Origin of the sequence: Pseudonocardia sp. UM4_GMWB1, assembly GCF_017312155.1 — a bacterium.
In the GTDB taxonomy this organism is placed as follows: domain Bacteria; phylum Actinomycetota; class Actinomycetes; order Mycobacteriales; family Pseudonocardiaceae; genus Pseudonocardia; species Pseudonocardia alni.
Map to the genome: position 1 here is coordinate 3,060,815 of NZ_QJPN01000001.1, position 20,966 is coordinate 3,081,780.

The following is a 20,966-nucleotide window of genomic DNA, read 5'->3' on the forward strand; positions in this document are numbered from 1 at the left end:
ACCGGTGCAGACCCACGAGATCGTCCGTCGTTTCACCGCCCACTTCGAGAGCAACGGGCATACGCCCGTCCCCAGCGCCTCGCTGATCCTCGAGGACCCGCAGCTGCTGTTCGTCAACGCGGGCATGGTGCAGTTCAAGCCGTACTTCCTCGGCGACGTCCCCGCGCCCTACCCGCGCGCGACGTCGATCCAGAAGTGCGTCCGCACCCCGGACATCGACGAGGTCGGCAAGACCACCCGGCACACCACGTTCTTCCAGATGGCCGGGAACTTCTCCTTCGGCGACTACTTCAAGCGCGGCGCCATCGAGTTCGCCTGGTCGCTGATCACCCGCAGCCAGGACGAGGGCGGCTACGGCTTCGACCCCGAGATCATCTGGGTCACCGTCTACCACGACGACGACGAGGCCATCGCGCTCTGGAAGGAGATCGCCGGCCTGCCCGAGGAGCGCATCCAGCGCCGCGGCGGCGACGACAACTACTGGGACATGGGCGTCCCCGGCCCCGGCGGCCCCTGCTCGGAGATCTACGTCGACCGCGGCCCGGAGTTCGGCGCCGAGGGCGGCCCCGAGGCCGACGAGGACCGCTACCTCGAGATCTGGAACCTCGTCTTCATGCAGGACGAGCGCGGCGCGCTGTCCCCGAAGAAGGGGCACCCCCCGATCGGCACCCTGCCGCACAAGAACATCGACACCGGGATGGGTGTCGAGCGGGTCGCGTTCCTGCTCCAGGGCGTCAACAACGTCTACGAGACCGACCTCGTCCGCCCGGTCATCGCCAAGGCCGAGGAGCTGTCCGGGAAGCGCTACGGCGCGGGTGGCCCGGACGGCGAGATCGACGACGTGCGCTTCCGCGTCATCGCCGACCACGCCCGCTCGTCGCTGATGATCGTCGGCGACGGCGTCACCCCCGGCAACGAGGGCCGCGGCTACGTGCTGCGCCGGCTGCTGCGCCGCATCGTGCGTTCGGCCCGGCTGCTCGGCGTCACCGGGCCGTGCCTGGGCGAGTTCGCCGCCGTCGTCCGCGACACCATGGCGCCGACCTACCCCGAGCTCGCCACCGACTTCGAGCGGATCTCCGCGGTCATCCGGGCCGAGGAGGACACCTTCCGCGCCACGCTGACCGCCGGCGAGCGGATCTTCGAGGGCGCGGTGTCCCGCGCCCGTTCCGCCGGCAGCGACACCCTGCCCGGCGACCAGGCGTTCGCGCTGCACGACACCTACGGCTTCCCGATCGACCTGACGCTGGAGATGGCCGCCGAGGCCGGGCTGTCCGTCGACCGGGAGCGCTTCACCGCGCTCATGGACGAGCAGCGCTCGCGGGCCAAGGCCGACGCCGCCGGGCGCAAGGTCGGCTTCGTCGACGCCTCGGTCTACCGCGCCGTCCTCGACACCCACGGCGCCACCGACTTCCTCGGCTACCAGACGCTGCATTCGGAGTCCCGCGTCGTCGGGCTGCTGCGCGACGGCGCCACCGTGCCCGCCGCCCACGAGGGCGAGCAGGTCGAGGTGCTGCTCGACCGCACCCCGTTCTACGCCGAGGCCGGCGGCCAGCAGGCCGACACCGGCCTGCTGCGCGGCGCGTCCTTCGAGGTCCGGGTCGACGACGTCCAGTCGCCGGTGGCCGGGCTGCGGGTGCACCGCGGCGTCGTCACCGCCGGCACCGTGACCCTCGACGCCGAGGTCGTCGCCGAGGTCGACCGCACCCGTCGGTCCGCGATCTCGCGCGCACACACCGCCACCCACCTCGTGCACGCCGGGGTCCGCGGCGCGCTCGGCAGCGCCGCCGCCCAGGCCGGGTCGCTCAACGCCCCGGGCCGGCTGCGGTTCGACTTCACCTCCCCGACCGGGGCCGTGCCGCCCGCGGCGCTGGTCGAGATCGAGGAGGAGGTCAACTCGGTGCTCCAGGAGGACCGGGAGATCCAGACCTACGAGACCTCCATCGACGAGGCCCGCACGCTCGGCGCGATGATGCTGTTCGGCGAGAAGTACGGCGACCGCGTCCGCGTCGTCGACATGGGCGACTACTCGCGCGAGCTGTGCGGTGGCACCCACGTCGGGCGCACCGGCGAGCTCGGCCTGGTCCGGGTGCTGTCCGAGGCCTCCATCGGCTCCGGGGTGCGCCGCGTCGAGGCGCTGGTCGGGCTGGACGCCTTCAAGCACGCCACCACCGAGCACCTGCTGGTCAACCAGCTCGCCGACCAGCTCAAGGCCCGCCCGGAGGAGCTGCCGGAGCGGATCAACGGGATCGTCGAGCGGCTGCGGACCGCCGAGCGCGACCTGGAGAAGCACCGCGCCGACGCCGTCCTGGCCTCGGCCGGGGCGCTCGCCCAGCAGACCGAGGACCTCGACGGGACCGCCCTGGTCGCCGTCACCGCTCCCGACGGTGTCGGTGGCAACGACCTGCGGACCCTCGCCGCCGACGTCCGGGGCAAGCTGGGCGACCGGCCCGGCGTGGTCGTGCTGTTCGGCGTCGACGGGGAGAAGGTGTCCTTCGTCGTCGCCACCACGAAGGCGGCCCGGGACAACGGGATCGCCGCCGGGAAGCTGATCGGGGAGTTCGCCGCGGCCGTCGGCGGGCGCGGCGGCGGCAAGCCCGACCTCGCCCAGGGCGGTGGCACCGACCCGGCCGGGATCGACGCCGCGGTGCAGAAGCTGCGCGCCGCGCTGCGTCCGTGACCCTCACCCGCGGGCGGCGCCTGGGCATCGACGTCGGCGCCGTCCGCGTCGGGGTCGCCCTGTGCGACCCGGACGGGATCCTCGCGACCCCGGTCGAGACCGTGCCCCGCGACGCCGAGGGCGGCGCCGACGTGCGCCGGATCGCCGCGCTGGTGGCCGAGCACGACGTCGTCGGCGTCGTGCTCGGGCTGCCCCGGAACCTGCGCGGCGAGGACGGCCCGGCCGCCGTCGCCGCACGGGAGTTCGCCGCCGCGCTGGAGGCGGGGCTCGCCGCGGCCGGGTGCGCGGTCCCGATCGAGCTGACCGACGAGCGGATGACGACCGTCGTCGCGACCCGGCAGCTGGCCGGGCGCGGCGTGCGCGGCCGCAAGCAGCGTGCGGTCATCGACCAGCAGGCCGCGGTGGCCATCCTGCAGGGCTGGCTGGATACCACCCGCGGAACCTGATCACCGTGACCGGGGGTGACCACGGGCCGGGTCCGCGGCGGATACCCTCGAGCCCGTGACCGGCGCCGGCGAGAACGACGTGACGTCCCGGGGCCCGATGTGAGCGTGACCGCGGGGCCCGTACGACACCGTCCGACCCCGGTGCACTTCCGGCGGCGGCGGCTCGCCCTGCTGGGGTCGGCGTTGCTGGCCGGCGCGGTACTCGTCGCCGTCGGCCTGTACCTGCGCGGCGCCGACGACTACGCCGGTTCCGGGAGTGGATCGGTCGTGGTGCTGGTCGAGTCGGGCGACTCCACCAGCGCGATCGGGGAGACCCTGGTCGGGCTGGACGTGGTGAAATCCCGGGCCGCGTTCGTCGAGGCCGCCGCCGAGGAGCCCGACATCCAGCGGGTCCAGCCCGGCTACTACGAGCTGCGATCGCAGATGTCCGGCGACTCCGCGGTGGAGGGGCTGCTCGACCCGGAGCGGCGCGTCGGGTTCTTCGACGTCAAGGGCGGCGTCCAGCTCGACGACACCCGCGCCCCGGACGGCACCGTCTCCCCGGGCGTGCTGTCCCAGATCTCCCGCGCCACCTGCCTCGGCGCCGCCGACGGGGACGCCCGCTGCACCGGCGTCGACGCGCTGCGCGCCGCGATGGCCGACGCCGACCCGGCCTCGATCGCCGTCCCCGGATGGGCTCGCGCGGGCTACCGGGCGGCCGCCCCCGAACGGCGGATGGAGGGACTGGTCGCCCCCGGGCCGTACGACCTGGACCCGCGCGGCACCCCGGAGCAGGTGCTGCGCCAGGTGCTCACCGCGTCGGCGACCAGGCTGGAGGCCGCCGGGCTGGGTGGGGAGAACGCCTACCGCACCCTCGTCCTCGCCTCCGTCGTGGAGAAGGAGGCGCTCGTGCCCGACATGCCGAAGGTGGCCCGGGTGATCGAGAACCGGCTCGCGGTGAATCAGCGCCTGGAGATGGACTCCACCGTCAACTACCCGCTCGACGTGCAGGCGCTGCGCACCACGGCCGAGGCCCGCAGCACCCCCGGGCCGTACAACACCTACCTCAACACCGGGCTGCCGCCGACGCCCGTCGCCTCGGTGTCCACCGCGGCGCTGTCGGCCGCGGAGTCCCCGGCCGCGGGCCCGTGGCTGTTCTTCGTGCGGTGCACCACCGAGGGCGCCTCCTGCTTCGCCACGACCTACCCCGAGCACCTCGGCAACGTCGACCGCGCCCGCGCCGCCGGAGCGTTCTGACCCATCACCGGGCGCGCATGCAACCTGGGCCCAACCCGTGACGGCGCTCACCCCCCGCCGGTAGACCGGGACCCGACAGCGACGTCAGGCGAGAGGAGCCAGCGATGCGTGCGGTCGTCTACCGGGGACCCGGGGACCTCGACATCACCGATGTGCCCGAGGGCGAGGTGGGTCCCGGCGAGGTCCGGCTGAGGGTCGGGTTCAACGGCATCTGCGGCTCGGACCTGCACGAGTACTACGCGGGCCCGATCTTCATCCCGAACGGGGAGAAGCACCCGCTGACCGGCCGCGAGCTGCCGCTGACCCTCGGCCACGAGTTCTCCGGGACCGTCGTCGAGATCGGGGCCGGGGTCGAGGGCGTCACCGAGGGCGACCGGGTCGCGGTGATGCCGCTCTACACCTGCGGGACCTGCTCACGCTGTTCCGAGGGCCGCTACAACGTGTGCGCGCAGATCGGCTTCCACGGTCTGATGGCCGACGGCGGCATGGCCGAGACCACCGTCGTCCCTGCGCACATGCTGCACCCGCTGCCGGAGAACGTGTCGCTGGAGATGGGCGCGCTCGTCGAGCCCATGGCCGTGGCCTACCACGCGGCGAAGCTCGGCGGGGTGAACCCGGGCGACACCGCGCTGGTGTTCGGCGCCGGGCCGATCGGGATCGGCCTGTGGTTCGCGCTGCGCGGCATGGGCGTGGAGGACGTCCGCGTCGTCGAGCCGTCGGCGACCCGGCGCGGCGCGATCGAGCGGCTCGGCGCGCAGACCCTCGACCCGACCGCGCAGGACGTGCCGGCGATCGTCGCGGACCTGACGAACGGACGCGGCGCCGACGCCTGCTACGACGCCGCCGGTGTCGCCCCGGCCGTCGCGACCGCGCTGGAGTCGCTGGGCGCCGGCCGCCCCATGGTCAGCGTCGCGATCTACGAGACGCCGCTGGTGACCCCGCTGCTCAACCTGGTCCTCGGGGAGTCCCGCATCCAGGGCTCGCTCTGCTACACCCACTCCGACTACCGGGCGGTGATCGAGCTGATGGCGAACGGTCACTACGACACCACCGGCTGGATGGAGAAGATCGCCATGCGCGACGTCGTCGAGGAGGGCTTCGAGGCGCTGCACGCGGGCCGGAAGATGAAGGTCCTGGTCGACCCGTCCCTGGCCTGACCCGGGGGTCACTGCCCCCAGAAGCCCTCCGGGGGCCGGGGCGAGGGTGCGGCGCACGCGTCGGTGACGACGCCCGCGCCGCGCACGAGTGCGCGGGTGTCGGCGTCGTCGAGGACCCGGGCCGGGAACGGGTCCCCGGCCGCCCGGCGGGTCACCCCGGGTACCGGCAGCTCCCGGTCCGACGCGGCGAGCACGAGGTTGCCGAACCGGCGTCCGTGCAGCACGTCCGGGGCGGCGACGAGCGCGAGCTCGGCGAACGCCGCCCCGGCCGTCGCGATCTGGCCGGGCAGGAACGGCCAGGGGGCGCCGTCGCCGAGGTTCGCCACGTGCATCCCGGTCGGCGCGAGCACCCGGCGGACGGCGGTGAGGAACTCCGCCGTCGTGACCTGGGCCGGGGTGCGGGCCCCGGCGAACACGTCGACGACCACGACGTCGAACGACGCGGGCGCGAACCGGCCGAGGGTGGCGCGCGCCTCCCCCGTGACCACGGCCAGCCCGTCGGCGACCCCCGGGCCCGGCAGTCGGTGCGCGACCAGGGCGGCCAGCTCACCGTCGAGCTCGACGACGGTCTGGGCCGACCCGGGGCGGGTCGCGGCGACGTAGCGGGCCAGCGTCCACGCCCCGCCGCCCAGGTGCAGTACCCGCAGCGGCACCGCGGGCGGCGCGGCGAGGTCGACGAGGTGGGCGATCCGGCGGACGTACTCGAACTCGAGGTGCTCGGGGTCGTCGAGGTCCACATGGGACTGGGCCGTCCCGTCGAGCAGCAGCGTCCACGACGACGGCCGCGCCGCGTCCTGCACCAGCTCGGCGACACCGTGGTCGACCTCGGCGCGGACCACCGTCCCGGCCCGGCGGTCACCCTGCGGCGCTCTGGAACCCATTCCGGTCATCCTGCCTGCACCGGGCGGGTTGTCCACAGGCGGGCAACCCGTCGTTCCGGACGGCCCGGCCCGGCCCAGGCTCGAGGCATGGTCACCGTCACCGTCGCTGTTCCCGTCCTGGTCGCCGCCGTCCTCGGCGGGGGCGCCGGCGTCGCGACCCGGCGGTGGCTGGCCCGGCTGCCGCGCGGCGCACCGGTCCCGGCCGGGTGGTGCGAGGCGGCGCTGGCGCTGTGCGGGGCGGTGACGGCGGGGCTGGTCGTCTCGGGGCTGCTCGACCCGCGGTGGACGGCGCTGCTCGCGGTGCTGTCCTGGCTGGCCGTGGCGGGATCCGCGACCGACCTGCTGGTGCGGCGGCTGCCGAACGCGCTCACCCTGCCCGCGCTCGCGCTGGTGCCCGCGGCGCTCGTGCCGGCCGGGGGTGCCGCGGTGGGGCGCGGCCTGGCCGGGGCGGTGCTGCTCGGCGGGGCCTACCTGGTGGTGCACCTGGTCTCGCCACGGGCGATGGGCGGCGGCGACGTGAAGCTCGCCGGCCCGGTGGGCGCCGCGGCCGCCGGTGCGGGATGGGCGGTGCTGCCGGTGGTCGCGGTGCTGGCCGCGGTCGTCTCGGCGGCGGTGGCGCTCGTCGCGGTCGGGGCCGGGCGGGCCGGGTGGGGGAGCAGGCTGCCGCACGGCCCGGTCCTGCTCGGTGCGGCACTGGCGGTCGTGGTGCCCGCGGTCGTGGTGCTGTCGGGGGCCCGGATCCCCGGGTGAGAGGATGGTCGCCGTGCTGCGATGGATCACCGCCGGGGAGTCCCACGGTCCGGCCCTGGTGGGCGTGCTGGAGGGCATGGTCGCCGGGGTCTCGGTCACCACCAAGGAGCTGCAGGCCGAGCTGGCCCGCCGCAAGCTCGGCTACGGCCGCAGCCCGCGGATGGCGTTCGAGGCCGACGAGCTGGAGGTCATCGGCGGCCTGCGGCACGGCCTCACGCAGGGCGGGCCGGTCGCGGTCCGCATCGCCAACACCGAGTGGCCCAAGTGGGAGACGGTGATGGCCGCCGACCCGGTGGACCCGGAGCTGATCGCGCACCGCGCCCGCAACGCACCGCTGACCCGGCCCCGTCCCGGCCACGCCGACCTCGCCGGCATGACCAAGTACGGCTTCGACGAGGCCCGCCCGGTCCTGGAGCGCGCCAGCGCACGCGAGACCGCCGCCCGCGTCGTGCTCGGCACCGTCGCCAAGGCGTTCCTGCAGCAGGCCCTCGGCGTGACGATCGTGTCCCACGTCGTGGGCATCGGCGCCGTCGACGCCCCGGACGACGAGCCGCTGCCCGGCCCCGCCGACCTCGACCGCATCGACGCCAACCCGGTGCGCGCCTTCACCGACGCCACCGGCGCCGCGATGGCCGCCGAGATCGACGCCGCGCACGAGGCGGGCGACACCCTCGGCGGGGTCATCGAGGTCATCGCCTACGGGATGCCGGTCGGCGTCGGCACCTACGTGCAGGCCGACCGCCGGCTCGACGCCCGGCTCGCCGCCGCGCTGATGGGCATCCAGGCGATGAAGGGCGTCGAGATCGGCGACGGCTTCCGCACCGCGCACCGCCGCGGCTCCGTCGCCCATGACGAGATGGTCCCCGCCGGTTCGCCCGGGCAGGGTCCGGCGGGCACCGTGCCGGTCACCCGGCTCACCAACCGGGCCGGCGGCATCGAGGGCGGCATGACCAACGGTGAGCCGGTCCGGGTCCGCGTCGCGATGAAGCCGATCTCCACCGTCCCCCGGGCGCTGCGCACCATCGACACCACCACCGGCGAGGAGGCCACCGCCATCCACCAGCGCTCCGACGCCTGCGCCGTGCCGCGTGCCGGGGTCGTCGTCGAGACGATGGTGGCGCTGGTGCTGGCCCAGGCCGCACTGGAGAAGTTCGGCGGCGACTCGCTCGACGAGACCCGCCGCAACCTGGCCTCCTACCTGGCGGGGCAGCGGTGACCGCGCCGGCCCCCACCCCGGCCCCCGACGCCGAGGGCCGCCCCTGGGTGGTGCTCGTCGGCCCGCCCGGATCCGGGAAGAGCACGGTCGGCTCGCTGCTCGCGCAGCGGCTCGGGCTGAACTTCGCCGACACCGACGCCGCGATCGTCGCCCGCATCGGCAAGCCGATCGCGGAGATGTTCGTGCAGGAGGGCGAGGCCGCGTTCCGCGCGCTGGAGCGCGAGGTCGTCGCCGAGGAGCTGCGCGCCGGGCACGGCGTCCTCGCCCTCGGCGGCGGCTCCGTGCTGGCCGCCGAGACCCGCGCACTGCTCGCGGGGCACCGCGTGGTCGCCCTCGAGGTGGACCTCGCCGACGGGATGCGCCGCACCGGGATGTCCACCGCGCGCCCGCTGCTGGCCGGGGTGAACCCGCGGGCGACGTTCCGGGCGCTGCTCGCCGAGCGGGCCCCGCTCTACGCCGAGGTCGCCACCGTGGCGGTCACGACGGTGCGCCGCAGCCCCAACCAGGTCGTCGCCGCCGTGCTGGCCGAGCTCGGGCACGGCCCGTCCGCGCTGCCCGAGGCCTCCCCGGACGCCGCCGACCCGTTCGACCGGCCCACCCCGCGCCAGGACTCGACACTGCCGGCGCCCGGCTTCGGCTCGCCGCAGCACGGGGCCGGCACCGAGCGGGCGGAGGCCTGATGACGTCCACACCGTCCGGCACGCTGCCCGACACCTCCGGCACCACCGAGTCCGACGGCTCGGTCCGCATCGACGTCCGCACCGAGCAGCCCTATCCGGTGCTCGTCGGCGCCGGGGTGGCCGCGCGGCTGGCCGAGGTCGTCGTCGGTACCGGGGCCGGCCGGGTCCTCGTGCTGCACCCGCCGACGCTCGCCGACCGCGCCGGTGCCGCCCGCGCCGAGCTGGAGGCCGCCGGGCTGGCCGCGTTCACCCACGAGGTGCCCGACGCCGAGGACGGCAAGTCCCTGGCCTCGCTGGCCGACTGCTGGGACGCCTGTGCCGGTGCCGCGCTGACCCGGGCCGACGTGGTCGTCGGGTTCGGCGGGGGAGCGGTCACCGACCTGGCGGGGTTCGTCGCCGCGACCTGGATGCGCGGGGTACGGGTCGTGCACGTCCCGACCACGCTGCTCGCGATGGTCGACGCCGCCGTCGGCGGGAAGACCGGCATCAACACCGCCGCCGGGAAGAACCTGGTGGGCGCCTTCCACGAGCCGTCCGCGGTGCTCGTCGACCTCGACACGCTGCGCACGCTGCCGCGTCCCGAGCTCGTCGCCGGGTCCGCGGAGGTGTGGAAGGCCGGGTTCATCGCCGACCCGGTCATCCTCGACCGCGTCCGCGCCGACCCGGCCGCCGCGCTGGACCCGGCCGGGCCGGTGCTCGGCGAGCTGGTGCGCCGCGCGATCCGGGTGAAGGCCGACGTCGTCGGGGCGGACCTGCGCGAGTCGCACCTGCGGGAGATCCTCAACTACGGCCACACCCTCGGCCACGCCGTGGAGCGCCGCGAGCGCTACCGGTGGCGGCACGGCAACGCCGTCGCGGTCGGCCTGGTGTTCGCCGCCGAGCTGGCCCGCGCCGCGGGGCGGCTCGACGACGCCACCGCCGACCTGCACCGCGAGGTGCTGGAGCTGGTTGGGCTGCCGACGCGCTACGAGCCCGGCGTGCTCGACGAGCTGACCGAGACCATGCGCGGGGACAAGAAGTCCCGGGCCGGGACGCTGCGCTTCGTCGTGCTCGACGGCCTCGCCGAGCCGGGGCGGCTGGAGGGCCCGGACCCGGCGCTGCTGGAGACCGCGTACGCCGCGATCTCCGGCTGAGACCGCGGTCGGTACACCTCAGCCGAGGGCGGGGTGGGTACGCGACCCGAATGCCTGCACGAGCAGCAGCACCCCTGCGGCCAGGGCGAACGCCCCGACCAGCCACAGCATCGCGAGGATGCCGGACGCCGGCCACACGAGCAGCAGGACGCCGAACAGCACGTCGAGCACGGCCCGTCCGGCGATCCACCCCCACGGACCGCCGTGCCGGCGGACCTCGTTGGCCGAGACCGCGGTGACGACTCCGGCGACGATCGCCCAGAACGCGACCACGTACAGGAAGAACAGCGCCGCGGTCCCGGGCAGCGCGAAGGCCGCCAGACCGGCGACGACCGACACCACGCCCTGCGCGACGGCACAGCCCCAGCCGGGTCGCTCGCCCCGGTGCCGGATCCCGAGCACGACCGCGACGACGCCGTCGACCAGCGCGTACGCGGCGAAGACGTAGATCAGCACCAGCAGGGCCAGGCCAGGGGTCACCAGCACGGCCAGCCCGAACAGCAGGACCAGGACACCGCGGAGTACGACGAGTCCGCGGACCCCGTGTGATGTGGCGTCCTCGGCGGTGGGCGCCCGTCCCGTTCCGTCACTCGCGTCGACCATGGTCGTGCTCCGTCCGGGTGGAGGGGTTGTGGCGGGTAACGGTCCCACCCGCACCGGAGCCGCGACCGGGGCGAAGGTCCCCCCGTGGCACCGGCGCTCCGGCGCGGATCGCGATGGGGGCCGTGGGAGAGGATGACCGGGTGCGCGACGTGATCCGGGACGGCCTGCGACGGCTCCGTGAGCTCCCCGCCCGGTCGTCCCTGGTGGGGCACGCCCGCCGGGCCGCCGACCGCTACCGCCACCAGCGCGGCAACCACCTGTCCGCCGCGGTCGCGTTCTACACCGTGATCGCGGCGGTGCCGCTGCTGCTCGTCCTGTTCTTCGCCCTCGGGCTGCTCGTGTTCTGGCGCACCACCTCCCGCGACGACCTGGTCCTCGCCGTCGAGGCGGCGTTCCCGGCCGGGCTGACCGGCGCCGTCGCCCCCGCCGTGGAGGCCGCCGCCGACCGCAGCGGGTCGCTCGTCGGGATCGGTGCGCTCGGGGTGCTGTGGGCCGGGTCGACGTGGACGTCGTACCTGCGGGAGGCGCTGTCGGCGCAGTTCCGGCTGCCCGCCGAGCGGATCGTCTCGCCGCGCCGGGTCCTGTGGGACCTGGGCGCGCTGGCCGTGCTCGGCGTCGCCGTCCTCGCCTCGGTGGTGGTGACGTTCGCCGTGACCGGGCTGGCCGGGTTCACCCTGGAGCTGGTCGGCGTCCGCGACGCGCTCGGCGGCCGGGTCGCGCTGCGGGTGCTCGGCGCCGTCGTGGTGCTGGTCCTGGACTGGGCCGTGTTCTGCTTCGTACTGGCCCGGCTGCCGCGCCGGCCGGTCCCGCCGGGCCGGGTCGTGCGTCCCGCCGCCGTCGGCGCGGTCGCGCTGGAGCTGCTCAAGCTCGGGGTCGCGCTCGTCGTCGGCGCCGTGTCCGACACCGCGGGCGGGGCCGTGTTCGGCACCGTGCTCGCGACGCTGTTCTTCCTGTTCCTGCTGTCGCGGCTGCTGGTGTTCTCCGCGGCGTGGATCGCGACCGACGGGACCGACCCCGCACCCCGGTCAGAGACCGACGTCGTCGAGGACCCGGCGCAGCGGGTCCGGTAGCCCCCGCAGGTCCAGCTCGGCGGCGAACAGCGCGTGCAGGGCGACGATCACCACGTCGGCGGGCGGGTGCCGCGACGCCGCGCGGGGGCCCCGAGCACCGCGGCGTCGCTGGCCCCCTCGACGAGCACCACCGCGGCCGGGGTCACGACCCGGCCGTCACGGTCCGACCGTCATGAACCGAACGCGGCCACGAACTGCTCGGCCGAGGTCGCCCGGTAGACGGTGTTGGTGGCCCGCACGTCGTCGAGCGGGGCGTTCGACGCCGGGGAGTACCGGTGCCCCGGGTAGACCGTCGGGTTGCCCTTCAGCGCGGCCAGCTGCTGCAGCGAGTGGTACATCTGCGCGGTGTCGCCGCCCGGGAAGTCGGTGCGCCCGCAGCCCTGCAGGAACAGCGTGTCCCCGGCGACGAGCCGGTCGCCGTCCGGGCCGGGCACCAGGAAGCACTGGCTGCCCGGGGTGTGGCCGGGGGTGTGCAGCAGCCGGATCGCGACGTTCCCCACCTCGACGACGTCGTCGTGGTCGTGCGGGGTCAGGTCGGTGGCCGACAGCCCGGTCACCCGCGTCACGTAGTCGGCCTCGGCGCGCTGCACGTGGATCGGCACCGGGTGCGACCCGATCAGCTGCGCGACGCCGACGAGGTCGAAGCCCATCATCGTGCCGCCGACGTGGTCGGGGTGGTGGTGCGTGGCCAGCACCCCGGTCAGGCGCATGCCGTCGGCGTCGAGGGTCGCGAGCAGCTCGTCGGGGGAGTAGGCCGGGTCGACGACGACGGCCTCGCGGGTCTCGTCGTCGCCGATCAGGTACGAGAAATTGACCATCTGGGTGGCCACCGGGTCACCCACGGCGTAGTCCTGGCCCGACAGCAGCTGGCGGAAGTAGAGACCCATGCCGGAGACCCTAGACAGCCGCGACACCGCACATAGGGTTCGGGCCATGTCCCACCCCGCCCGGCGCGACGCCCTGCGCGCCCTGCTCCCCGCCGCCGGACTGGACGCACTGTTGGTCACCGACCTGATCGACGTCCGGCACCTCACCGGGTTCACCGGCTCCAACGCCGCCGCGGTGATCGCCGCCGACCCGGGCGGCGACCTGCTCTGCACCGACGGGCGCTACCGGGTGCAGGCCGCGGAGCAGTGCCCCGGCCTGGAGGTCCTCGTCGACCGGCCGAGCGCGCCGGCCGCCGCGGCCCGGGTCCCCGCCGGGCTGACCCTCGGCTACGACTCGGCGACCCTCACCGTCGACGGGCTGGCCGCGGTCCGTGACGCCGTCCCCGGCCGCAGGTTGCGCCGCGCCCCCGGCCTGGCCGGGCGGCTGCGCGCGGTCAAGGACTCCGGCGAGGTCGAGCGGATCGCCGCGGCCTGCGCGCTGGCCGACACCGCGCTGCGCGCCCTGCTCGACGACGGCGGCCTGCGCCCGGGACGCACCGAGGCCGACGTCGCGCTCGACCTCGACGACCGGATGCGCCGCCTGGGCGCCGACGGCCCCGCCTTCGACACCATCCTCGCCGCCGGTCCGCACTCCGCGGTGCCGCACCACCGCCCCACCGGCACCGAGCTGCGTCGCGGCGACCTCGTCAAGATCGACTTCGGGGCGGCGCTGGACGGCTACCACTCCGACACCACGCGCACGTTCTGCCTGGGCCCGGCCGTGGACTGGCAGCGTGAGCTGCACGCCCTGGTCGACGCCGCCGCCGCGGCCGGGCGGGCCGCACTCGTCCCCGGGGCGTCGGTGACCGCCGTCGACGCGGCCGCCCGGGACGTGATCACCGCCGCCGGGCACGGCGAACGGTTCCCGCACGGCCTCGGCCACGGGGTCGGGCTCGCGGTGCACGAGCCGCCGTGGCTCGGGACCACCGCCACCGGTCGGATCGGCGCCGGCAACGTCGTGACCGTCGAGCCGGGCGTCTACCTCGACGGACGGGGCGGGGTGCGGATCGAGGACACCCTGCACGTCGTCGCGGGCGGCCCGGCCGTGCCGCTGACCGGGCTGCCCCGCGAGCTCATCGAGATCTGAGCGCCTCCCGCCACGGCACGGTCGCCCCGATCCGCAGCACCGACCGCTCGTAGACCCGGGCGCCCGCCTTCGCCAGCAGGACCAGCGCCACCAGCATGACCAGGGCCGACCCGGCGACGTGCCAGGCGGTCGCGGACCCGTCGGCGATCATGAGCGGCATCAGCATCGCCGGGAACGGCGGGATCCACGACAGCACGCCGAGCACCGCGGAGTCCGGCGAGCCCAGGAACCAGAACGAGACGCCGTACATCGCGAACAGCAGCATCATCAGCGGCCCGGTGGTGGTGTTGACGTCCTCCTGGCGCGACACGAGGGACCCGGCCGCGGCGTAGAGCACCGCGAAGAACGCGTAGCCGAGGACGAACCAGCCCAGCGCGGCGCCGAACACCCCGAGCGCGGTGCCGGTGATCGTCAGCAGCCCGGTGGCGATCCCGGCGCCGATGCCGACGACGCCGTAGAGCAGCAGCTGGACCAGCCCGACCGCGCCGATGCCCAGCACCTTGCCCCACAGCAGGTGCAGCGGGCGGATCGTCGACAGCAGCAGCTCCACCACGCGGCTGGACTTCTCCTCGACCACGCCCATGGCGACGGTGAGGCCGAAGCCCACGATCTGCATGAACATCACGATCAGCACGGCGAACGACAGCGCGGTGCGCTGTCCGGCCTCGGAGTCGGCAGGATCCAGCGCGTCGACGGTGAGCCCGGCGGGCGGGGTCGCGGCGGCCAGCTCGGCCGGGGTGAGTCCCACCGTCTCCAGGGCGGCCGCGGTGGCCCGGTCGGCGAGCGCGGCGTCGAGCACCGCGCGGGTCGCCGACGGCACGTCCGAGTCGACGACGGCGACCGCGCCCGCCGGGCCGTCCGCGGTCAGGGCGACGTCGAGGTCCCCGGCGGCGACGGCGTCGCGCCCGGCGGCCGCGGACGGCACGTCCCGGACCTCGACGGGCAGGCCGAGCCGCTCCCCGGCGGTCGTGACCGCCGCGGCGAGCGAGGCGTCCCCGGCGACCCCGACGGTGGGACGGTCGTCGCCGCCGGAGCCGAACACCGCGTAGGCGACCATGCCGCCGACGATGACCAGCACCATGATCGCGTTGCTGATCCAGAAGCTGCGCTTGTGCACCTGCACCCGGAACTCGCGACGCGCGACGAGCGCGACCGCGCGGTGCGCGGGCAGGGTGGCGGGCCCGGTCATGCGACGACCTCCCGGTACAGATCGGTCAGCGACGGCGTGGTGACGGTGAAGCCGCGCACCGGCCCGGTGGCGAGCGCCGCGGCGAGGACCCGCTGGTCGTCGGCGCCGTCGCCGAGCGCCAGGACGGTGCGGCCGCGGTCGTGGGTGAGCACGGTGACCCCGGGCAGGCCCTGCGCCCAGCCGGCTGCGGCGGCGGGGGCGTGGACCTCCAGCCGGGTGCCGCCACCGCGGCGCACCTCGCCGACGGTGCCGACGGTCCGCATCCGGCCGGCCACGAGGATCCCGACCCGGTCGCACAGCCGCTGCACCAGGTCGAGCTGGTGGCTGGAGAACAGCACCGGCACCCCGGCGCGGGCCTTCTCCCGCAGCACCTCGCTCATCACGTCGACGGCGACCGGGTCCAGCCCGGAGAACGGCTCGTCGAGCACCAGCACCGCCGGGTCGTGCACGAGCGCGGCGGCCAGCTGCACGCGCTGCTGGTTGCCCAGGCTGAGCGCGTCGACGGTGTCACCGAGCCGGTGGTCCACACCGAGCTGCTCGGCCCAGCGCAGCACCGCCCGGCGCGCCGCGGCCCGGTCGACGCCGTGCAGCTCGGCCAGGTAGGTGAGCTGCTCGCCGACCTTCATCTTCGGGTACAGCCCGCGCTCCTCGGGCATGTAGCCGATCGTGCGGCGCACGTCGAGATCGACCGGGCGCCCGCCGAGGCGGACCTGCCCGGAGTCCGCCGCCAGCACCCCGAGGGCGATCCGCATCGTCGTCGTCTTCCCGGCGCCGTTGGAGCCGACGAAGCCGAAGATCTCGCCCGGGCGGACGTCGAAGCTCACCCCGTCCAGGGCGACCGTGCCGCCGTAGCGCTTGGTCAGCGCGTCGATCTCGAGCGTCGCGCCGGTGCCGGTCACCGGCCCGGCCCGGAGCTGCTGCTGTGCTGTCATCGGTCCCTCCCCGCTCGTGGGGGCCGACGCTACGAGCCGGGTGCCCCTTCGCGGATCGGCGCGCAGGACGAGATCGGCGACGCGGCGGGGTCGTCCTCGCGGACGAGCGGGCTGCGGGGCAGCACCGCGCGGACCGTCCACCCCGGACCGTCGCCGGGGCCGGTGCACAGGTCGCCGCCGAGCAGCGCGACCCGCTCCCGCATGCCGAGCAGGCCCAGGCCGGAGCCGGTCCCGTCGGGCCGGTGGCCGGGCACCGGGCCGTCGTCGTCGACCTCCACGACGACGGGGTCGCCGTCGCCGCCCCGGGTGACCCGCACCCGGGTGGGGGTGGGCCCGGCGTGGCGCAGGGTGTTGGTCAGGGCCTCGGTGACGATGCGCCGCGCGAACAGCTCCGCCTCACCGGGCGTCCCCGCCGGAGCGCCCTCGACCGTCACCTCGACCGGCAGACCCGCCGAGCGGGACGGCGCCACCAGCGCCTCCAGCGCGGCGGGGGACAGGTCCGCGCCGTCCGGGTCCGGACCCAGGTCGGCCAGCGCGGGCAGCGCCTCGGCGACCCGGCGCACCGAGTCGGCGATGTGCCCGAGCGCCTCGGCGCGCGTCGCCGGGTCGGCGGCGAGCCGCGCGGCCCCGGCCTGCACCGCCACCGCGGAGACGTGGTGGGCGACGACGTCGTGCAGGTCGCGGGCCACGCGCAGGCGTTCGCGGGTGAGCGCGTCGCGCACGCCCGCCTCGGTGAGCGCGCGCCGCCGGGCCGCGGTGTCGAGCCGGTGGTGGCGGACCGCGACCCCGGCCGCCCACAGCGGCACCACGGCCAGGAAGTTCAGCACCACCACCGACTCCGGGTAGCCGAGCCGGTCCCACACCCCCGTCAGGACACCCCCGGCGACGACGACGAGCGTCGACACCACCACGGCCACCGCGGACGTCACGACCGGCGCCGTCGTCGCCGCGCCCCAGACCAGCAGCACCCAGCCGGACTCGGCGAACACGTTGGCGCCGTCGAGCAGCCCTGCGACGAACGATCCGGCCCCGGCGAGCAGCAGCGCGGGCACCGGCGCGGACCGCCACCATGCGATCAACGCGAACTGCACCGCGAGCACGACCGCCGCGACCGGATCGCGCCACGGCAGCTGCAGCATGCGCAGGAACCCGTCGACGACGGGCTGCCCGGTGTCCAGGCCGGCCACCGGGGCGACCAGCGCCCCCATCAGCAGTGCCGGGACCACGAACGCGACGAGCGCCCACAGCCCGGCCCGGTCGGGTACCGGCAGCCGGCGCCGCCGCGAGGGAACGGCGGGCTCCGGCACCGCGACGGCGACGGGACCCGGCTCGACGGCGGCGGGCGCGCGGAGCACGCCCAGGACCCGGCGCATCGCGGCCAGCACCGACCGGGCCCGTTCCCGTACGGCACGCAGGTCGGCCTCGGTCGCGCCGGGGCCCAGCGCCCCGGCCTGGGCGACCAGGCCACGCAGACCGCTGAGCACCCCGCCGCCGATCTCCTCGGCGATCCGGGACCGCTCGGCGTCCAGCGCGGTGCCGTGCCGCAGCCGGTCGGTCTCGGCCCGTTCCCGGTCGGCGCGCAGCGCGGCGGACCGGCTCCAGCGCCCTGCGAGGGCGGCGATCACCAGCAGCGGCGCCACCACCGTCGAGCCGCCGACGAGCATCCCCGCCTCGGTCGCCGGATCCGGCGACACCGGGACGCGCAGCAGCCCGGCCAGGCCGAGCGCCCCGAGCCAGGGCAGCGTCACCCAGGCCGCCGCGCCGGCCGGTCCGCGCTGCGGAGCCCGCGCGACGGAGAAGGCCAGCAGCGGCCACAGCAACGTCGCGAACCCGCCGAGGAACGCCATCGCCGGGGCGGCGAGCACGGCCAGGACCAGGTAGGCGCGCCGCGGCCGGTGGCGGCGCAGCAGCACGGTGGCGGCCATCGCCGGGCTCAGCACCGCCGCCAGCGCCACGGACAGCGGCAGGGGGAGCCGGTGGGTGTAGCCGGGGATCTCCAGGACCAGGGCGGTGACCAGCTCCTGGGCGACCAGGATCAGCGCCAGCACCGCCAGCGCGACGTCCCCGGCGCGCGTGCCGGGCAGCGGCGTGGGAGCGGGAGCGGGGGCGTCTGTGCCGGGCTCAGCCGTCGGCACCGGCGGCTCCCACCAGCCCGTGCTCGTAGGCGAACACCACCAGCTGCACCCGGTCGCGCAGCCCCAGCTTGGTGAGCAGGTTCGAGACGTGGGTCTTGACCGTCGTGCCGCCCAGCACCAGCCGGTCGGCGATCTCGGCGTTGGACAGCCCGGCGGCGACCAGCCCGAGCACCTCCCGCTCCCGCTCGGTCAGCCCGGCCGCGGGCCCGGCCGGGGCGGGCGGGTCGGCCGGGACGAACGAGCCGACGAGCCGCCGCGTGACCGACGGCGCGAACAGCTCGTGCCCGGCGTGCACGGTGCGGACCGCGACCTGGAGGTCCTCCGGCTCGACGTCCTTCAGCACGAAGCCGGACGCGCCGGCCCGCAGGGCGTCGTAGACGTGGCGGTCCAGGTCGAACGTCGTCACCACCAGCACACGGATGCCGGGGTCGCGCAGCGCGCGGATCCGCCGGGTCCCCTCGATGCCGTCGGTGCCGGGCATCCGGACGTCCATCAGCACGACGTCCGGGCGCAGGGTCTCGGCCAGCTCGGCGGCCTCCGCGCCGTCCCCGGCCTCCCCGACGACGTCGATGTCCGGCGCCGCCGCGAGCACCGTCCGCAGCCCCGCCCGCACCACCGCCTGGTCGTCGGCCACCACCACCCGCACCGTCATGGCGCCCATCCTGGCAGGTCGCCCGCCCCTCGGGCGGGCCGGTGAACCGGGTGGCGGTACCCTGACCGACGCACGAATCCGAGATCCGAGCAGGAGAGCGCGCACGTGGCGACCACGAACGACCTGAAGAACGGCCTGGTCCTGAACATCGAGGGCCAGCTGTGGACCGTGACGGCGTTCCAGCACGTCAAGCCCGGCAAGGGCGGTGCGTTCGTTCGCACCACGCTGAAGAACGTGATGTCCGGGAAGGTCGTGGACCGGACCTTCAACGCGGGCACCAAGGTCGACACCGCGACGGTGGACCGCCGCGACATGACCTACCTGTACCGCGAGGGCACCGACTTCGTCTTCATGGACGGCGACACCTTCGACCAGATCCCGATCCCGGAGAAGGCCGTCGGTGACGCCGCGCGCTACCTGCTGGAGAACGCCTCCGCCCAGGTGTCGCTGCACGAGGGCGAGCCGCTGTTCATCGAGCTCCCGACCTCGGTCGAGCTGGTCATCTCCCACACCGACCCGGGCCTGCAGGGTGACCGCTCCACCGGCGGCACCAAGCCCGCGACCCTGGAGACCGGCGCCGAGATCCAGGTGCCGCTGTTCCTGGAGAGCGGCACCAAGGTCAAGGTCGACACCCGGGACGGCCGTTACCTCGGCCGCGTGAGCTGAGGTGCGCGCACGCACCAAGGCCCGTAAACGGGCACTGGACATCCTCTTCGAGGCCGAGGCCCGCGGTGAGGACGCCCTGTCCGTGCTCGCCGCGCGCCGCGAGACCGACGACGCGCCGCCCGTGCAGGACTACGCGGCGCGGCTCGTCGAGGGCGTCGCGACCCACCGGGACCGGATCGACCAGCTGATCGCCGAGCACGCCGAGGGCTGGGACGTCGACCGGATGCCCGCGGTCGACCGCGGCCTGCTGCGGCTCGGGATCTACGAGCTGCTGTGGGTGGACGACGTCGACGACCCGGTCGCGATCACCGAGGCCGTCGAGCTGGCCCGGACGCTGTCGACCGACGACTCCCCGCGCTACGTCAACGGGGTGCTCGGCCAGATCTCCGACATCGCCGAGCACCTGCGCGCGACCCTCTGACCAGGGCCTGAACGCACGAAGGGCGGTGGCCGGGGGACTGTGCAGACCCCGGCCACCGCCCGACCGGTCGCGTCACCCTTCCCCTGGGACGCGGCCGGTGGAACAGATCATCCCACGTGCTGCCCGGGACGCGCCTCGGGCGGGAGCACTCCCCAGTCGATGAGCTGGTCGGTCAGCTCGCCGGGGGACATGTCGTAGATGATCGCGAGCGAACGCAGGTCCTCGGCGCGGATCGAGAGCACCTTGCCGTTGTAGTCGCCGCGCTGGCTCTGGATGGCCGCGGCGTAGCGGGCCAGCGGCCCGACCTTGTCCGCGGGGAGCTGCTGCAGCCGCTCCAGGTTGATCACGATCTTCGTCGCGGGCTCGCTGCCGGAGGGGATGCGGCCCTCGGGGAGCAGCTCGGCCACCGGGACGCCGTAGAAGTCGGCCAGCTCGGCCAGCTTCTGCACGGTGACCGCACGGTCCCCGCGCTCGTAGGAGCCCACGACGACCGCCTTCCAGCGTCCGCCCGACTTCTGCTCGACGCCGTGCAGGGAGAGCCCCTGTTGCTGCCTGATCGCCCGGAGCTTGCCCCCGAGCGCCTTGGCGTAGTCGCCCATCGATCTCCTCGTTCCTGACGGTCCGTACCGGTGTGGCCGGACCGGCCGGTCACCGGCGGTGCACCGGTGGCGTTGTCGCGCCTGCCGCGTCGTCGCCCCTGTGGGTGGTCCCGTTCGGGGCGGCAGCTCCGGCGGGTGCCGGCGTCCCGACCGTCCCGCTCGTCGCGGCACTGCTGCACGCGTGCTGATTGATACGGAGAGTAATCCTCCGGGTCCGGTCCGGCACCGTCAAGTTCGACCCCCTGCTCGGGGGGTTGACGAGCGGTTTCCCACACGAACGGGGCAGTCCACGTCCCTCGTCAGCGGTAGCGCAGGGTGTGGGTACGCGATCCCACCACCCGCCCCTGTGGGTGCGCATGGGCAGAATCGGGTATCGCAAGGTGTCGTGCCGGACGGCCGTCGGTCATCGCGCATCGTGACGGGAACGTGACCTCGAACGGGTGACGCGGCTGTGGCGCGGCTCGCGGTGTGACGCGCTGCGGCCGTCCCGCGCGGGCACCCGCCGAGTTG

General features: G+C 75.2%; 20 protein-coding genes. 12 read left to right on the forward strand and 8 right to left on the reverse strand.

The window, feature by feature from the left end; translation table 11 throughout:
- Window positions 1-4 precede the first annotated feature (4 nt).
- The 4 genes from alaS to DMP15_RS14660 all read left to right on the forward strand — a co-directional run bounded on the left by alaS (window position 5) and on the right by DMP15_RS14660 (window position 5,516).
- Window positions 5-2,677 (forward strand): alanine--tRNA ligase, encoded by a 2,673-nt coding sequence (gene alaS / locus DMP15_RS14645; RefSeq protein ID WP_337826030.1) that lies wholly within the window; start codon window positions 5-7, stop codon window positions 2,675-2,677.
- The gene (ruvX, locus tag DMP15_RS14650; RefSeq protein ID WP_073574677.1) at window positions 2,674-3,123 is read left to right on the forward strand and encodes a Holliday junction resolvase RuvX; all 450 of its coding nucleotides are present in this window, start codon (window positions 2,674-2,676) and stop codon (window positions 3,121-3,123) included. Before alaS ends, ruvX begins: the two co-directional genes overlap by 4 nt.
- A 141-nt stretch (window positions 3,124-3,264) precedes the next feature.
- Window positions 3,265-4,359 (forward strand): endolytic transglycosylase MltG, encoded by a 1,095-nt coding sequence (locus DMP15_RS14655; RefSeq protein WP_073575276.1) that lies wholly within the window; start codon window positions 3,265-3,267, stop codon window positions 4,357-4,359.
- Window positions 4,360-4,463: 104 nt separating this feature from the next.
- A complete protein-coding gene (locus DMP15_RS14660; RefSeq protein WP_073574678.1) occupies window positions 4,464-5,516 on the forward strand; it encodes a 2,3-butanediol dehydrogenase in 1,053 nt (350 codons plus the stop codon).
- Window positions 5,517-5,524: 8 nt separating this feature from the next.
- Here the strand turns inward: DMP15_RS14660 and DMP15_RS14665 are convergent, their stop codons facing one another.
- A complete protein-coding gene (locus tag DMP15_RS14665; protein WP_073574679.1) occupies window positions 5,525-6,397 on the reverse strand; it encodes a spermidine synthase in 873 nt (290 codons plus the stop codon).
- Between the two features lie 87 nt (window positions 6,398-6,484).
- Between DMP15_RS14665 and DMP15_RS14670 the strand changes: the two genes are divergently transcribed.
- The 4 genes from DMP15_RS14670 to aroB are packed head-to-tail and all read left to right on the forward strand — an operon-like array spanning window position 6,485 to window position 10,176.
- Window positions 6,485-7,147 carry a prepilin peptidase gene (locus DMP15_RS14670; RefSeq protein WP_073574680.1) on the forward strand — a complete coding sequence of 221 codons (663 nt, stop codon included), beginning with the start codon at window positions 6,485-6,487 and terminating at the stop codon, window positions 7,145-7,147.
- 13 nt (window positions 7,148-7,160) lie between these two features.
- Window positions 7,161-8,363: a chorismate synthase gene (aroC, locus tag DMP15_RS14675; protein ID WP_073575277.1), complete on the forward strand. Its 1,203-nt coding sequence runs from the start codon at window positions 7,161-7,163 to the stop codon at window positions 8,361-8,363.
- Entirely contained in the window at window positions 8,360-9,043 is a 684-nt protein-coding gene (locus tag DMP15_RS14680; RefSeq protein WP_073574681.1) for a shikimate kinase, read from the forward strand. Before aroC ends, DMP15_RS14680 begins: the two co-directional genes overlap by 4 nt.
- A complete protein-coding gene (gene aroB, locus DMP15_RS14685) occupies window positions 9,043-10,176 on the forward strand; it encodes a 3-dehydroquinate synthase (RefSeq protein WP_083658199.1) in 1,134 nt (377 codons plus the stop codon). Before DMP15_RS14680 ends, aroB begins: the two co-directional genes overlap by 1 nt.
- An 18-nt stretch (window positions 10,177-10,194) precedes the next feature.
- On the opposite strand, the gene DMP15_RS14690 is transcribed toward aroB, so the two are convergent.
- Window positions 10,195-10,779: an HdeD family acid-resistance protein gene (locus DMP15_RS14690; RefSeq protein WP_073574682.1), complete on the reverse strand. Its 585-nt coding sequence runs from the start codon at window positions 10,777-10,779 to the stop codon at window positions 10,195-10,197.
- Window positions 10,780-10,919: 140 nt separating this feature from the next.
- On the opposite strand from DMP15_RS14690, the gene DMP15_RS14695 reads away from it, so the two are divergent.
- Window positions 10,920-11,849 (forward strand): YhjD/YihY/BrkB family envelope integrity protein, encoded by a 930-nt coding sequence (locus DMP15_RS14695; RefSeq protein WP_073574683.1) that lies wholly within the window; start codon window positions 10,920-10,922, stop codon window positions 11,847-11,849.
- Window positions 11,850-12,019: 170 nt separating this feature from the next.
- Here DMP15_RS14695 and DMP15_RS14700 read toward each other — a convergent pair whose 3' ends face one another.
- The gene (locus DMP15_RS14700) at window positions 12,020-12,736 is read right to left on the reverse strand and encodes an MBL fold metallo-hydrolase (protein WP_062395645.1); all 717 of its coding nucleotides are present in this window, start codon (window positions 12,734-12,736) and stop codon (window positions 12,020-12,022) included.
- Between the two features lie 46 nt (window positions 12,737-12,782).
- On the opposite strand from DMP15_RS14700, the gene DMP15_RS14705 reads away from it, so the two are divergent.
- Window positions 12,783-13,862, forward strand: a complete 1,080-nt coding sequence (locus tag DMP15_RS14705; protein ID WP_073574684.1) for a M24 family metallopeptidase — start codon at window positions 12,783-12,785, stop codon at window positions 13,860-13,862.
- On the opposite strand, the gene DMP15_RS14710 is transcribed toward DMP15_RS14705, so the two are convergent.
- From DMP15_RS14710 to DMP15_RS14725, 4 genes are read right to left on the reverse strand one after another with little or no spacing between them, the layout of a single operon-like run.
- Window positions 13,849-15,051: an ABC transporter permease gene (locus DMP15_RS14710; protein ID WP_337826031.1), complete on the reverse strand. Its 1,203-nt coding sequence runs from the start codon at window positions 15,049-15,051 to the stop codon at window positions 13,849-13,851. The genes DMP15_RS14705 and DMP15_RS14710 overlap by 14 nt on opposite strands.
- Window positions 15,048-15,983: an ABC transporter ATP-binding protein gene (locus DMP15_RS14715; protein WP_073574686.1), complete on the reverse strand. Its 936-nt coding sequence runs from the start codon at window positions 15,981-15,983 to the stop codon at window positions 15,048-15,050. The genes DMP15_RS14710 and DMP15_RS14715 overlap by 4 nt, the downstream gene beginning before the upstream one ends.
- A 29-nt stretch (window positions 15,984-16,012) precedes the next feature.
- Complete coding sequence (locus DMP15_RS14720) at window positions 16,013-18,118, reverse strand: histidine kinase (RefSeq protein ID WP_139282731.1); 2,106 nt, start codon at window positions 18,116-18,118, stop codon at window positions 16,013-16,015.
- A complete protein-coding gene (locus DMP15_RS14725) occupies window positions 18,105-18,770 on the reverse strand; it encodes a response regulator (protein ID WP_073574688.1) in 666 nt (221 codons plus the stop codon). The genes DMP15_RS14720 and DMP15_RS14725 overlap by 14 nt, the downstream gene beginning before the upstream one ends.
- Window positions 18,771-18,875: 105 nt before the next feature.
- Between DMP15_RS14725 and efp the strand changes: the two genes are divergently transcribed.
- Together efp and nusB are read left to right on the forward strand one after the other, a co-directional pair.
- Window positions 18,876-19,436, forward strand: a complete 561-nt coding sequence (efp, locus tag DMP15_RS14730; RefSeq protein WP_073574689.1) for an elongation factor P — start codon at window positions 18,876-18,878, stop codon at window positions 19,434-19,436.
- A gap of 1 nt (window position 19,437) precedes the next feature.
- Entirely contained in the window at window positions 19,438-19,857 is a 420-nt protein-coding gene (gene nusB, locus DMP15_RS14735) for a transcription antitermination factor NusB (RefSeq protein ID WP_073574690.1), read from the forward strand.
- A 107-nt stretch (window positions 19,858-19,964) separates the two neighbouring features.
- On the opposite strand, the gene bldD is transcribed toward nusB, so the two are convergent.
- Window positions 19,965-20,456 carry a transcriptional regulator BldD gene (gene bldD / locus DMP15_RS14740; RefSeq protein ID WP_020625790.1) on the reverse strand — a complete coding sequence of 164 codons (492 nt, stop codon included), beginning with the start codon at window positions 20,454-20,456 and terminating at the stop codon, window positions 19,965-19,967.
- Window positions 20,457-20,966: the final 510 nt, after the last annotated feature.

Excerpts from the sequence above, each read along its gene's own strand:
- DMP15_RS14660 (WP_073574678.1), top strand. The coding sequence starts at position 4,464 with ATGCGTGCGGTCGTCTACCGGGGACCCGGGGACCTCGACATCACCGAT.
- DMP15_RS14665 (WP_073574679.1), bottom strand. The coding sequence starts at position 6,397 with ATGGGTTCCAGAGCGCCGCAGGGTGACCGCCGGGCCGGGACGGTGGTC.
- DMP15_RS14670 (WP_073574680.1), top strand. The coding sequence starts at position 6,485 with ATGGTCACCGTCACCGTCGCTGTTCCCGTCCTGGTCGCCGCCGTCCTC.
- aroB (WP_083658199.1), top strand. The coding sequence starts at position 9,043 with ATGACGTCCACACCGTCCGGCACGCTGCCCGACACCTCCGGCACCACC.
- DMP15_RS14690 (WP_073574682.1), bottom strand. The coding sequence starts at position 10,779 with ATGGTCGACGCGAGTGACGGAACGGGACGGGCGCCCACCGCCGAGGAC.
- DMP15_RS14700 (WP_062395645.1), bottom strand. The coding sequence starts at position 12,736 with ATGGGTCTCTACTTCCGCCAGCTGCTGTCGGGCCAGGACTACGCCGTG.
- DMP15_RS14705 (WP_073574684.1), top strand. The coding sequence starts at position 12,783 with ATGTCCCACCCCGCCCGGCGCGACGCCCTGCGCGCCCTGCTCCCCGCC.
- DMP15_RS14710 (WP_337826031.1), bottom strand. The coding sequence starts at position 15,051 with ATGACCGGGCCCGCCACCCTGCCCGCGCACCGCGCGGTCGCGCTCGTC.
- DMP15_RS14715 (WP_073574686.1), bottom strand. The coding sequence starts at position 15,983 with ATGACAGCACAGCAGCAGCTCCGGGCCGGGCCGGTGACCGGCACCGGC.
- DMP15_RS14725 (WP_073574688.1), bottom strand. The coding sequence starts at position 18,770 with ATGACGGTGCGGGTGGTGGTGGCCGACGACCAGGCGGTGGTGCGGGCG.
- bldD (WP_020625790.1), bottom strand. The coding sequence starts at position 20,456 with ATGGGCGACTACGCCAAGGCGCTCGGGGGCAAGCTCCGGGCGATCAGG.